General features: G+C 70.3%; 11 protein-coding genes and 1 pseudogene. All 12 read left to right on the plus strand.

The features are described from left to right. Positions 1 to 388: 388 nt before the first annotated feature. Positions 389 to 2,350 (plus strand): annotated as a pseudogene (locus DXK32_RS30250) (KAP family P-loop NTPase fold protein); the annotation flags it as partial. A gap of 2 nt (positions 2,351 to 2,352) precedes the next feature. Beyond that, positions 2,353 to 3,711, plus strand: coding sequence for a tyrosine-type recombinase/integrase (locus tag DXK32_RS30255; RefSeq protein ID WP_205215867.1), 1,359 nt, complete (start codon positions 2,353 to 2,355; stop codon positions 3,709 to 3,711). 362 nt (positions 3,712 to 4,073) lie between these two features. Continuing rightward, entirely contained in the window at positions 4,074 to 4,439 is a 366-nt protein-coding gene (locus tag DXK32_RS30260; RefSeq protein ID WP_247877415.1) for a DUF2946 domain-containing protein, read from the plus strand. Positions 4,440 to 4,509: 70 nt separating this feature from the next. After that, positions 4,510 to 5,079 carry a DUF2244 domain-containing protein gene (locus DXK32_RS30265; protein WP_114861890.1) on the plus strand — a complete coding sequence of 190 codons (570 nt, stop codon included), beginning with the start codon at positions 4,510 to 4,512 and terminating at the stop codon, positions 5,077 to 5,079. 129 nt (positions 5,080 to 5,208) lie between these two features. After that, positions 5,209 to 7,281, plus strand: coding sequence for a TonB-dependent receptor family protein (locus DXK32_RS30270; protein WP_114861891.1), 2,073 nt, complete (start codon positions 5,209 to 5,211; stop codon positions 7,279 to 7,281). Between the two features lie 34 nt (positions 7,282 to 7,315). Further along, entirely contained in the window at positions 7,316 to 8,749 is a 1,434-nt protein-coding gene (locus DXK32_RS30275) for a PepSY-associated TM helix domain-containing protein (RefSeq protein ID WP_114861892.1), read from the plus strand. Between the two features lie 116 nt (positions 8,750 to 8,865). Then, a complete protein-coding gene (locus tag DXK32_RS30280; protein ID WP_247877416.1) occupies positions 8,866 to 9,309 on the plus strand; it encodes a DUF2946 family protein in 444 nt (147 codons plus the stop codon). A 263-nt stretch (positions 9,310 to 9,572) separates the two neighbouring features. Then, positions 9,573 to 10,088: a DUF2946 family protein gene (locus DXK32_RS30285; protein WP_114861894.1), complete on the plus strand. Its 516-nt coding sequence runs from the start codon at positions 9,573 to 9,575 to the stop codon at positions 10,086 to 10,088. 90 nt (positions 10,089 to 10,178) lie between these two features. Further along, positions 10,179 to 10,409 (plus strand): hypothetical protein, encoded by a 231-nt coding sequence (locus DXK32_RS30290; RefSeq protein WP_114861895.1) that lies wholly within the window; start codon positions 10,179 to 10,181, stop codon positions 10,407 to 10,409. Positions 10,410 to 10,424: 15 nt separating this feature from the next. Continuing rightward, positions 10,425 to 12,035, plus strand: a complete 1,611-nt coding sequence (locus DXK32_RS30295; protein WP_114861896.1) for a cytochrome ubiquinol oxidase subunit I — start codon at positions 10,425 to 10,427, stop codon at positions 12,033 to 12,035. Between the two features lie 10 nt (positions 12,036 to 12,045). Next, the gene (gene cydB, locus DXK32_RS30300) at positions 12,046 to 13,197 is read left to right on the plus strand and encodes a cytochrome d ubiquinol oxidase subunit II (protein WP_114861897.1); all 1,152 of its coding nucleotides are present in this window, start codon (positions 12,046 to 12,048) and stop codon (positions 13,195 to 13,197) included. A 29-nt stretch (positions 13,198 to 13,226) separates the two neighbouring features. Further along, positions 13,227 to 13,334 carry a cytochrome bd-I oxidase subunit CydX gene (cydX, locus tag DXK32_RS30305; protein WP_114861898.1) on the plus strand — a complete coding sequence of 36 codons (108 nt, stop codon included), beginning with the start codon at positions 13,227 to 13,229 and terminating at the stop codon, positions 13,332 to 13,334. The last annotated feature ends 85 nt before the right edge of the window (positions 13,335 to 13,419 follow it).

Below are 13,419 nucleotides of genomic sequence, written 5' to 3' on the forward strand. Positions count from 1 at the left end.
CGGCATCGGTGATCCGGGCGGGTGGGGACAGCGTCGCTCGCTGAAGGGCGCTGAGAGACGATAGAAACCAGAAGGTTGGAGAGCAAGAACGAAGCTAAGAGGCGTTTTGTTTCTCTCTGCCGGAGTCCGCGGGGCGGCGGGTCATGATAAACCACCGATAAGCAACGCTATCGTCCGTTTATCAGAGAGCCTTGCCGGTGGCGGGCGCATCGGTTAGCGTGGGCGGCGCCGTTTCTCCCGCCCGAGGCCGCTCCGTGAGCCACCGTCCCCACGATCCAATCGACGATCCCGCCGACGACCGCCTCGGGCGTGAGGACTTCGTTGCCCGCCTCGCCCGCGCCCTGGTCCGTGAGGACACTGTCGACGGACGGCCGCCCGGGCCAGCGGCGTCGTGGTCGGGCTCACCGGCCCCTGGGGCAGCGGCAAGTCCTCCCTCCTCAACCTGCTGCAGGCGGAGATCGAGCGCCGGCATCCGATCGCGGCGGTGGTGCGCTTCGACCCCTGGCTGGTGTCCGGGCGCGACGACGTCATCACCCAGTTCTTCGCCGAGCTGCTGGCGACGATCAACGCGGTGGGCACCGCCAACGGCCGGTACAGCGATGCGTTGCGCGATCTGGGCGCTAAGCTGGCCGGCTACGCCAAGGACTTGGCGCCGGCCGCCGGCCTGTTCAGCGTGGTGCCCGGTGTCGGTGCGGCCGCCTCGGGGGCCGTCCGAACCGTCGAGACCCTGCTGACTCGCGATCGTTCCCTGGCGGCGCAGCACCGCGAGCTGGCCGCGCTGCTGGCCGGGGTGGCGGTGCCGATCGTCGTCCTCATCGACGAACTTGATCGCGTCGAGGACGCCGAGGTCCGCGCCGTCGCCCAGCTCGTGCGCGCCGTCGCCGACTTCCCCGGCCTCTCCTACCTCCTCGCCTACGACCGCGACCGGGTGGTCGAGGCGCTCGGCGGCGGGAATGCAGAGCGGGGGGTCGCCTATCTGGAGAAGATCGTCCAGTTGGAGATCCCCCTGCCCATCGCCGTGGGGTCCGAGACGCGGAGCCTCTTTGTCGCGGAGTTCGAGAGCGCCACGCCGGCCGGCGTCCTGCCGGACGGCTGGCACTCCGATCCACGCTGGACCCGCCTCCTGGCCATCGCCACAGACGGTCTGCTGGCCACGCCGCGCGACAGCCGGCGGGTCTGCGGCATGTATGCCGTTCTGGCGCCGATGGTTGCCGGCGAGGTCGATTGGCTGGATCTGCTCGGCTACTGCATCCTGCTGGCCAAGGCCCCCGCGGTCGTCCAAGCGATCCGCCGCAAGCCGCGCCTGGTTGTGCACGATGCTCCGGTGGACCCGGAGGCCGAGACGGACTGGGTCGCCTTTTCCGAAGGAGAGCGGGCCGGTCCCGACCGTCGGCTGGCTGATCTGGGCGTCGAACCCGACACGCCGCTGGCCCGCCTGCTGGAGCTGCTGTTCCCGCGGTTGCGCACTGCAGGCGCGGCGGGCCCCCCCGAAATTGCCGACAGCCTGTGCCGGTACCGCCCACTCATGACGGTGCTGCGCCTCGGTCTCTTGCCCGGTGCCGTCTCGCGCCAGGAGATCACCTCGTTCCTGGCCAGCGACGACGCCACCATGCTGGCGCATCTCCGAACACGCCACGCGGAACGGACACTCGATTCCTTTCTTGCCCGGCTGCAGGATCTCCACCGGGAACTCGCAGACCCCAACCCTGAACGGACCCTGCGGGTGCTCGGCCGCGTTCCACGGGACCTCGATGCCGTCCTGCCGGAACACACCGGCGAGAGCCATGCCCGATGCCTCTGGTTCAGCGGGTTTGTGCATCAGGCGGTGACCCGGTGCGGGGTGTCTCCCACCCTTGGAGAGCGCGTTCTGGCCACACTGATGGAGGCCGGCCACCTTGACGCCGCGGCGACCGTGCTGCGCCAGCAAGGCTTTACGCTCGGCCTGTTCGGGGACAAGCGACAAGACATCAATGACGCGTGGCTGCCGCCCGAAACCGTCGAGCGTCTGGCCGATGCGGTGGCTGATGCCGTGGTGTCCCACTGGAAGGCCGGGACTCTGCTGTCGGCCGCCCACACCCCCGAGCCCTTGTTCTTGACGCGCAACCTGGGCAAGTGGGACGCGGACTGCTACGCCAGTCTGACGGAGCGCGTTCGCGCCGACGATGGCGCGCTCCGCGCCGTAACGCTCATGCTGTTCGGCTACGGCATGATCGGGTTCGCGCACGTGAACGCCTTCCTGGATGCCGCCCTCCTGCAAAAGCGCTTGGCGGCGGTTGCGGACACCGATGCCGCGTGGGAAGGGCGGGCCCGGAAGGCCCGGTGGTCGGCCCTGCGCTGCCAGGCATATTGACGATGGCCGAAACCACCGCCATCGCACCGGCCATCCCGTTCGCGCTCGTGCCCACGCTGAGTGCCGCCACCATCGAACGCCTGCGCGCCGCCATCGCCGGACGCATGGCCCCGGCGACGCGCCGGGCGCTTCTCGGCGACGGCCGGACGTTCGTGTGCTGGTGCGCCCAGGCCAACCAAGTCGCGCTGCCGGCGTCACCGGCGACCGTGCAGGCCTTCCTCGCTGCCGCCTGCGCCGCTGGCCGCAAGGCTAGCACGCTGCGCCGTTACCGCAGCTCCCTGGTGTGGTGGCATGCCGCCGCCGGCTTCGCCAATCCGTGCGCGGCGCCCGGTACCGGGACGGCCGTCGCGGCGGCGCCGATCCCACCGGACGAGGCCATCCTCGGGCGCCTGGACGCCTATCTCGCCCTGGCCCAGCGCGCGATGGCCCCGGCGACGCTGCGCGCGCTGCGCGCCGACGCCCGGGTGTTCGCCGCTTGGTGCGCCGCGCGCTCCCTGCCCTGGCTGCCGGCGGCGCCGGAGACCGTGCAGGCCTTCGTCGACGACCTCGGGGCCAGCCGGCGACCGGCGACGGTCGCCCGCTACCTCGGCTCGATCGCCACCCTGCACCGCGCCGCCGGCGCCGCTAACCCTTGCGACCATTGGCGGGTGCAACTGGCCCGCAAGGCGCACCGCCAGGAGCAGGGCGCCCGTCAGCGGCAGGCCCGGCCGCTCGGCGACGCCGAACTGGTCGCCATCCTCGACCGCCTACCCGCCGACGGCGCGGCGCCGTTGCGCGCCTTGCGGGACCGCGCGCTGCTGCTGGTCGGGCGCGACACCCTGGCCCGCGCTGACGAGTTGGTGACGCTGCGCTGGGCGGACTTGGAGCCGGTCGACCCGGACGACCCCGCCGCCGGCCCCGGCGAGGGGACGATCCTGATCCGCCGCTCCAAGACCGACCAGGCCGGCGAAGGTGCCATGGCCTGGCTGTCGGCGGAGGCGATGGCGGCGCTCGCCGCGTGGCGTGCCGCCATCGAGGCGGCGGTCGATCCGGCCACCGGCGCCACCGCCGGGGCCGGGACGTTCCTGTTCCGCAGCCTCGCCCGCCGCGGCTTCGGCGAACGGATGAGCACGGCGGCGGTGCGGCGGGTGGTGGCGGAACGGGCCGCTAACGCCGACCCGCTCGCCGCCGGCTTCACCGGGCACAGTCTGCGCGTCGGTGCCGCCCAGGACCTGCTGGCCGCCGGTGTCGACCTTGCCGGGCTGATGCAGGCCGGACGCTGGAAATCGCCACAGATGCCGGCGCGCTACACCGAGCGCCTGCGCGCGACGCGGGGAGCCGTGGCCCAGGTCCGACGGGCGCGAGGAGCGGCGGACACCTGATTGCCCATTCAAGATGTGGCCGGCGGGGTAGGATTGATTGCGGGTACATGACCCCCGCTCAGTTCGCGGCAGCTAAGGCAGGCCGCCTGAGCCAATTCGGGTGTCCACCAAATCCGGGACAGATCAAAACCGGGCGTCCGAAGCGAACAAGACATTGCGTTGACCGCCCATCTCCCCTTCTCATTGGGGACACCCGCCCAGAGCGGACAACCCAGATTGGTTTGTACAAGAATGGACTCGTCTGGAATGCTATGCTCAGGCTATGCTGTTCCAGCACCGTGCTTCCGGCACGGTTCCATATTTGGTGGAGCGGGATGACATCGGGCCGGGGCGTTTGGCGGCGGGTGTGGCGGGCGGGCTGTGTGGCCGGCGCCGTCGCGTTGCTGTTCCAGATCGTTTCGTGGGCCTGGATGCCGGCCTGGACCTCCGTCGGCAGCCCCGATGCCGAGCGGATCGTGATCTGCACCCCCGATGGTTTCAAGACGATCGCGCTGGACGATCACGGAACCCCGTCCGATTCGGACACCGGCAGGCCCGATAAGGCCGTGGCCGGCAGTTTCTGTCCGCTTTGTCCTCTGGTGGGCGGCTTGGCGATGCCGCCGGCCACCACGCTTGCCGTGGCGCGGGATTTCGAACGGCACGGCCCAGAAGCCCTGCCAGGCAGCCACATCGCCGCCGGCTGGTTCCTATCATCCCTGCAGGCGCGCGCGCCTCCGACGATCGGTTGAGTCATCCGCGGCGCCGACCGGCCTCGTGCCGGCGGACGCCTTGCCATGATCGATCGACCGGAGTTCCCGCATGCCCGATGCTTCCTTCGGGACCGTGGCCGTCGCGGCCGCGCCCGCGGCCGTCGTCCCGCCCGATCCGTGGGTGGTGGCGCACGAACCGCTGTTCGACGCCATCGTCACGCCGAACGACAGCGGCACCCGTTACAGCCGCGTCCTGTTCGTCGGCGTCCTGACCGCCTACTTCACCATTACGTTGACCGCCTGGCTGTGGCTCGGCGCTTGGCCGATGGCCGCCTATTCCCTGCTTGTTCTCGCGTTCGCCGTCGGATCGGTGGTCGGCGATGCCCGGCGCCGCCGGCAGGCCGAGCGCATCCGCGTCTGGCCCGACCGCACGCTGGTCGAGCGGATCGACCGCGCCGGCCGCCGGTCCTTCAGCGAATGGCAGACCGGCTGGCTGAGGCTGGCGGTCGACCCCGCGGGCGCCGCCGGTCCGCGCCTGCGCCTGACCAGCCATGGACGCTCGGAAACGATCGGTGACCTCCTGACCGGGGACGAGCGGCTGGGCCTCGCCCAGGCGCTTGATGACGCCCTGGCCCGGGCGCCGACCCATCATCGCGGTCCGGCGACGACCGCGGGCTGAGCGCGCCGAGGCTTTCCCGCCCCATCCCCGCCCGATCCCCAATGCAACGCAACCTGCCGCGCCCGCGCCATCCGGCGAAGCGGGCGGCGGTTCCCCACACCCTTTTGCCTTAGCCCTTGGAGGCATGCGATGCCCTGTCCGCCCCTGCGGAACCTCTCCCCTCCGGCCCTGCTGGCCGCGCTTCTGACCAGCGCCGCCCCGGTGGCCTTCGCCCAATCCGCCTCCGCTCCGCCGGTCCTGCCGCCCGTCACCGTGACCAGCGAGTCCGCAGGGTCGCTCACCGTGCCGACGACGGACGAGGCGGAACAACTCCTTCAACGGATCCCCGGCGGCGTCGAGCTGGTGCCCGACACCGCCTTCAAGAACGGCCCGGCGAACACCATCCGCGACGTGCTCGGCGCGGTGCCGGGCGTCATCACGCAGCCCAAGTCGAACGTCGACAACCGGGTGTCGATCCGCGGCTCCGGCCTGACGCGCAACTACGGCAACCGCGGCGTCAACCTGTACATGGACGGCATCCCGATCAACACCTCCGACGGGCTGTTCGACGTCTTCGAGATCGACCCCGGCGCCTACCGCTACGTGGAGGTCTACAAGGGCGCCAACGCGCTGCGCTACGGCGCCAACACGCTGGGCGGCGCGGTCAATTTCGTCACGCCGACCGGGCGCGACGCCGCCCGCTTCGACAGCCGGGTCGATGGCGGAAGCTTCGGCTTTCTGAAGGGGCAGGCGAGCAGCGGCGGCGCGTCCGGGGCCTTCGACTATTTCGCCAGCCTGTCGGCGCAGCGTGAGGACGGCTACCGCGATCACAGCGACGGCCACATGGCGCGCGGCAACGCCAACATCGGCTACCGGATCGCTCCGGAGGCCGAGACGCGCTTCTACGTGAACGCCAACACCTGGCGCCAGCGCCTGCCCGGCGAACTGACCAAGAGCGCGGCGTTGAACGCGCCCCGGTCCGCCGATCCGGACTTCGTGAGCCAGGACCAGCAGCGCAACATCGACTCCCTGCGCATCGCCAACAAGATGAGGCTGCGTTTCGAGACCACCGAGGTGGAGTTCGGCGTCTTCAGCCACCGCCGGCACGTCGATCACCCGATCTACCGCTACCTCGACTACACCGTGAACGACTATGGGGGCTTCGTCCGGGCGACGGACGAGCGGACCCTGGCCGGATTCCGCAACCGCCTCGTCGTCGGGACGACCATCATCAACGGGGCGCTCGACTACAAGGAGTTCGAGAATGTCGGCAACGCCGAGAAGGGAGCGCTCGTCTTCTCGACGCGGGACAAGGCCGAGAATTACGCGAGCCACATCGAGAATTCCTTCTACGTCCTGCCGGAGGTCGCGGTCGTCGCCGGACTCCAGCATCTGCACGCCCGGCGCGACCGGACCGACCGCTTCCTGGGCGACGGCGACCAGTCCGGCCGGCGCACCTACAATCTGTGGAGCCCCAGGGCCGGCCTGCTGTGGGACGTCGATCCGGACTGGCAGCTGTTCGCCAACGTCTCGCGCAGCGCGGAGGTGCCGACCTTCGACGCGAACAGCTTCGCGTCTCCGGCGAGCTCCAACCTGAAGGCGCAGACCGCGACCACCTACGAGATCGGCACGCGGGGCCGCCGGCCCGACGTGACCTGGGATCTCGCCGCCTACCGGTCCCACATCGACAACGAACTGCAGTGCGTCCGGACGTCGCCCTACAGCACCTGCACGGTGCGCAACGCCGACCGCACCGTCCATCAGGGCGTCGAGCTGGGCCTGGGAATCGCCGTCCTCAAGGCGCTCGCCACGCCGGAGGACCGCACCTGGCTCAACCTGACCTACACCTACAACGACTTCTTCTTCGACGGCGCCACCTACACCGGCAACCGCCTGCCCGGCGTGCCGCCGCACACGCTGCGCGCCGAGCTTCTCTACAAGCATCCGGACGGCTTCCACGCGGGGCCGAGCGTCGATTGGATGCCGCGGCCCTTCTACGCGGACAACGCCAACAGCCTCGCCGTCGATCCCTACGCGCTGCTGAACGTCAAGGTCGGCTTCGACCGGGGCACGGGATGGTCCGGCTATCTGGAAGGGCGCAACCTGCTGGACAAGACCTACATCTCGTCCGCCATCATCGCGGAGACCGCCACGGCCGCGTCGGCGCTGTTCAGTCCGGGCTACGGCCGCGCCATCCACGCCGGGATGCGGCTGACATGGTGAACCGCAGGAAAATCGATAGCGGGAGGACCGCAGGATGACCGATGTGACGCTGTCCTCCGGCGAGAGCGCGCGCCGCTCCTCGGACGTCTACCGGGCCGTCTGGCGTTGGCACTTCTACGCCGGTCTGATCGCCTTGCCCTTCCTGATCCTGCTGGCCGTGACGGGGGCGCTCTACCTGTTCCGCGACGAGATCGACGGATTTGTGCACCGGGACGTGAAGAGCGTCGCGGTCCGGGCGTCCACGCCGCGCGCGCCGAGCGTGCTGGTTGACGCCGCGTTGGCGGTGCACCCGGGCACCGTGACCAAGTATGTGCCGCCGGCCGATCCGGCGGCCTCGGCCGAGGTCGGCCTCAGGACCCCGGCCGGGGAGAAAATCTCGGTGTTCGTCGACCCTTACGACGGTCGGGTGCTCGGCGCGCTTCCGGACAAGGGCACCGTCATCTGGGTCGTCCGGCGGCTGCACAGCCTGTCCTACTTCGGGCCGGTCGCCAACGGGGTGATCGAGATCGTCGGCGGTTGGACGATCCTTCTGGTCGGGACCGGGGTCTATCTCTGGTGGCCCCGCCGCGGACGGCCGAACGGCGGCGGTGTCGTCTCGGTGCGCGGAAAGCCCCGGCAGCGCGTGTTCTGGCGGGACCTCCACGCCGTGGCCGGGATCGTCGCCGGCGTCTTCATCGTCTTCCTGGCGGTGACCGGCATGCCTTGGTCGGTCTTCTGGGGCAGCTATGTGAACCAGTGGGCGAACGGCGCGAACTACGGCTACCCGGCGGGTGTCTATGTCGGCGTGCCGATGTCCGAGCAGCGCATGAGCCAGGCCGGGCCGACCGCCTGGTCGCTCGAGCAGGCGCGGATTCCCCAATCCTCCGGCCATGGCGATGGGCATGGCGATGGGCATGGGGAGGGGCATGGGGAAGGGCCTGGGGAGGAGCAGGGCGCCCCTGCCGGGGACGGCGCGATCACGCTGGACGCCGCGGTCGCGATCTTCGACCGGCTGGGTTTGGCGAAGGGCTATGCGGTCAGCCCGCCGAGCGGGCCGACGGGGGTCTACACGGCCAGCGTCTATCCCGACGATCTGTCCCGGCAGCGGGTCGTGCATCTCGACCAGTACAGCGGCAAGCCGCTGATCGACATGAGCTATGCGGATTACGGTCCGCTCGGCAAGTCGCTGGAATGGGGCATCAACGTGCACATGGGCCAGGAGTTCGGCCTCGCCAACCAGCTGGTCATGCTCGCCGTCTGCGCGGCGATCGTCCTGATGTCGGTTTCGGCGGCGGTCATGTGGTGGAAGCGGCGGCCGGACGGATCGTTGGGGGTTCCGCCGCCGCCGCGGGATCGCGCGGCGCTGCGCGGCGTGACCGTCATCCTGGCGGTCGGGGGGATCGTCTTTCCCCTGGTCGGCGCCTCCCTCGTCGCGATGCTTCTGCTCGACCGGCTGGTCTTCGGAAAGCCGCGCCGGAAGGCCGCCTGAGCGATGGCCGGCCGCATTCCCATGGGCGGAGTAATGGCTTGCCCGCCACGCTGTTTCCGTGCCATGAATGGCCGGCCTGACGCCCGCTGGCGCACCCTTATGAGGCGACCGGGACCGTGACCCGTTTCCACCCCATCCGCGAACGACTCCGCCGCATCGGCCTTCTGGCCGGGCTGCTGGCGTTCGTCGTCCAGATGATGGTGTGGACGGTGACGATGCCGGCCATGGCGCTGGACGCCGCTGGGGTCGGGGCCGGGGCCGCGAGTGCCGGGGTGGAGACGATCACCATCTGCACCGCCAACGGCGTCAAGACGATCACGCTCGGCCCCAACGGCGAACCGGTCGCCGACCAGGACGGAGGCGCCACGGGCGCGGCGGCGGGCCATTGCCCGCTCTGCCCGACCATGGCCGGCACGGCGCCGCCGCCGTTGCCGCCGATGGCCGCGCTGCCCGCCCTGCGGCTGGCCATGGCCGACGCCCGCGCGCTTCCCGGCGGGGTGATCGCCGCCGGCTGGTTCCTGTCCAGCCTGCAGGCCCGCGCGCCGCCCGCCGCCGGCTGAGCCGGCGTTTCGTCCGACATTCCGTCCGCCCTTTGACCGACGTTTCCGCGTGGCGTGAACCGCCATGACCGGGCGCTTGGCCGAAATCCATGGGCGACGGACCGAATGCCCCGGCATCTCTCCCGCGGTCGCAGCGGCCCGTCCGAGCAAACCAAGCCACCTCCGTGCCGGGGTTCCGCCAGTTGGCGGACTCATTTCAAACGGAAAGGATGGCGTGGCCGCTATTCCCTTGCCCGGAACCCCCGAATTCCCTCTTCCGACGGTTGCCCACCCGGTATGACGCGCTCGCCTTTCCCCTTCCGCCGCCCGCCGTGGGCGGGCCGCTGACCGTGCGCCGGACCGTGCGTCCGACCACGCGCCGGACCGGCGCCCGGCTGCGCGCCGGGATGTTGTGCGGGCTGATCCTGCTGCTGATCGGTCAGGTGCTGGCCGCCGCCCTGCCGGCGCCGCCCTCCGGTCGCGCACCCCGCTTCGCGCAGGACCTGCTGGGCGACCGCATCGTCATCTGCACCGCCGCCGGCCTGGTCGTCATCGACCGGGAAACCGGCGCGCCGGTTCCCGCCGACGGCGCGCCCGGCCATGACCCCGCCGCCGACTTCTGCCAGTTCTGCCTGCCCATCCTGCACGGCAAGGCCGCCACCCCGGTGGTGGGCGAACTGCCCCTTCCCGCCGTCGGCGTCGCCCGGTGCGAGCCGCCACCCGCCATCGAATGCCGGACCGCCGGACGCCGTTTCGGCGCCGCCTGGCCGCGCGGGCCGCCGCTGTCCCGTTCGCTCTGACCCGACCGTTCCGACCGCTTCGTTCCGACCGCCAGGACGCTGACCGCCCCGGCGGCCGGACACGCCCCCTTTTGTCCGAAAGGACCCGACATGACCCGGACCGACTCTCATCGGATTGGCGCCGGCACGGCGGCACGGCCGCGTCTTCCGCAACTCCCGCTCGCCCGCGCCCCGCTCGCCCGCGCCATCGCCACCACCCTGGTGATCAAGCTCTGTGTGGTCGTGGCGATGCGGGTCTTCCTGTTCGACGGCGCGCACCGCCCGGTCATCGACGAGTCCGCCATGGACCGGCGCCTGACCGTCTCGGCCCCGCCGCGTTGAGGATTCACACGCACGATGTCCGATCTCGACCCGATGAGCCTGTCACGCCTGCAATTCGGCATGACCGCGCTCTATCATTTCCTGTTCGTGCCCCTGACGCTGGGGCTGTCCTTCCTTCTGGCCATCATGGAGAGCGTCTATGTGATGACCGGCCGCGCCATCTGGCGCGACATGACCCGGTTCTGGGGCAAGCTGTTCGGCATCAACTTCGCCATGGGCGTCGCCACCGGCATCACCATGGAGTTCCAGTTCGGAACCAACTGGGCCTATTACAGCCACTATGTCGGCGACATCTTCGGCGCCCCGCTGGCGATCGAGGGGCTGATGGCCTTCTTCCTGGAGTCCAGCTTCGTCGGCCTGTTCTTCTTCGGCTGGAACCGGCTGTCCAAGCTCGGGCACCTGACGGTGACCTGGCTGGTCGCCATCGGCTCCAACCTGTCGGCCCTGTGGATCCTGATCGCCAACGGCTGGATGCAGAATCCGGTCGGCGCGGTGTTCAACCCCGACACCATGCGGATGGAGCTGGCCTCCTTCTGGGAGCTGATGTTCAACCCAGTGGCCCAGGCCAAGTTCGTCCACACGGTCAGCGCCGGCTACGTCACCGGCTCCATGTTCGTGCTGTCGGTCAGCGCCTGGTACCTGCTGCGCGGGCGGCACCGCGCCTTCGCCACGCGGTCGATGATCGTCGCCTCGGCCTTCGGCCTCGCCTCCGCCCTGTCGGTGGTGGTGCTGGGCGATGAGAGCGGCTACGGCGTCAGCGAGCACCAGAAGGTCAAGATGGCCGCCATCGAGGCGATGTGGGAGACCGAGCCGGCCCCCGCCGGCTTCACCGTCTTCGCCATTCCCGACCAGCAGGCGCGCGAGAACCACGCGGCGGTGACCATCCCCTGGGCGCTGGGTCTGATCGCCACGCGCTCCACCGACATCGAGTTGCCGGGCCTCAACGATCTGGTGAAGCGGGCCGAAGTCCGCATCCGCAACGGTCTCGTCGCCTACGACGCGCTGGAGCGGCTGCGCGCCGACCGCGGCAACGCCGAGGCCCGCGCCACGCTGGCGGCGCAGGCCGGGGATCTCGGCCACGCCCTGCTGCTGAAGCGCTATGTGGACGACCCGCGCACGGCCGACGACGCCACCATCGCGCGCGCGGCGCGCGACATCGTGCCGTCGGTCCCGCCGCTGTTCTGGAGCTTCCGCGTGATGGTCGCTCTGGGGTTCTTCTTCATCGGCCTGTTCGCCGTGGCCTTCTGGCGGAGCTGCCGCCGCGACTTCGACCACCCGCTGTTCCTGAGGATCTGCCTGTGGTCGCTGCCGCTGCCCTGGCTGGCGGCGGAACTGGGCTGGTTCGTCGCCGAGTACGGGCGCCAGCCCTGGGCCATCGACGGGGTGCTGCCGACCTTCCTCGCCTCGTCCGCCCTGTCGGTGGCGCAGGTGCTGTTCACGCTGGCCGGCTTCGTCCTGTTCTACTCGTCGCTGCTGGTGGTCGACGTGATCCTGATGCGCAAATACATCCGGATCGGCCCGGCGGACGCCCTGCGGCCGCCATCGGCCCCTACCTCCACTCCCAGTGCCACTGCCACCTCCGCCGCCGCGTCCGCCCGGACCCGGCAGCCTGCGTCCGCCGCGTGAGGAGCCGACCATGGAAAGTCTTCTCGATTACGAGTCCCTCCGCCTGATCTGGTGGCTGTTCCTGGGGGTCCTGCTGATCGGCTTCGCCGTGATGGACGGGTTCGACCTGGGGGTGGCCGCCCTGCTGCCCGTGGTCGCCCGCGACGATGTGGAGCGGCGCGTCGCCATCAACAGCATCGGCCCGGTGTGGGACGGCAACCAGGTGTGGCTGATCCTGGGGGCCGGGGCCATCTTCGCCGCCTGGCCGGCGATCTACGCCGCCGCCTTCTCCGGCTTCTACATCGCCCTGTTCCTGGTGCTGGTCACCCTGATCCTGCGTCCCGTGGGATTCGAGTTCCGCAACAAGATCGCCGACCCACGCTGGCGCGGCTTCTGGGACGCCGCCCTGACCGCGGGCGGGGTCGTGCCGGCGCTGGTCTTCGGCGTGGCCTTCGGCAACCTGCTGCAGGGGGTGCCCTTCCGCATCGACGGTGACCTGCGCGTCCTCTACGAGGGCGGCGGGCTGCTGGAACTGCTGAACCCCTTCGGGCTGCTGGCCGGTCTGGTGTCTCTGGCCATGCTGACGACCCATGGAGCGGTGTATCTGGCGTTGAAGACCGAGGGCCGGGTGCGGGAACGCGCCACCGCCTTCATCGGGATCGGGGCGCCGGTCACGGTCCTGCTGTTCCTGCTGGCCGGGCTGTGGGTGGCCTTCGGGCTGTCCGGCTACGCGCTGGTCGGGGAGGTGGCGACCGGCGGTCCCTCCAACCCGCTGTTCAAACAGGTCGAGCTGCGGCCCGGCGGCTGGCTGGCCAACTACGCCGCCCATCCCTGGATGATCGCGGCCCCGGTCCTGGGTGTGCTGGGTGCCACCGGAGCATGGCTGGCGACGCGGGCGGAGCGCCCCGGCACCGCCTTCGTGCTGAGCGCGTCGGGAATCGCCGGCATCGTCGCCACGGCGGGGGTCAGCATGTTCCCCATGCTGATGCCCTCCAGCATCGACCCGGTGTCGAGCCTGACGGTGTGGGACGCCTCCTCCAGCCACCGGACGCTGCTGGTGATGCTGGTGGCGACGCTGATCTTCCTGCCGATCATCGTGATCTACACCGGCGTCATCTTCCGCGTCCTGCGCGGGCGGGTGGGGCCGGCGGACATCCAGAGCCAATCGGCGAACCTGTACTGACCCAACCCCGACAGAGGAGATCGACCGCCATGTGGTATTTCGCCTGGGTCCTCGGCGTGGGCTTCGCCTGCGCTTGCGGCATCCTGAACGCCGTCTGGCACGAGCATCACCTGCCCACCACCGACACGGTGGACTGAGCGCGCGCAAGGGGGGCGCCGTCCGGTGAGGTGGTCCCCGTTCCCCGGACAGTCGGATAAGCTTGGTTCGCCCATCAGGAAGGAC

This window comes from Azospirillum brasilense, assembly GCF_003349955.1.
Taxonomy (GTDB): Bacteria; Pseudomonadota; Alphaproteobacteria; order Azospirillales; family Azospirillaceae; genus Azospirillum; species Azospirillum brasilense_B.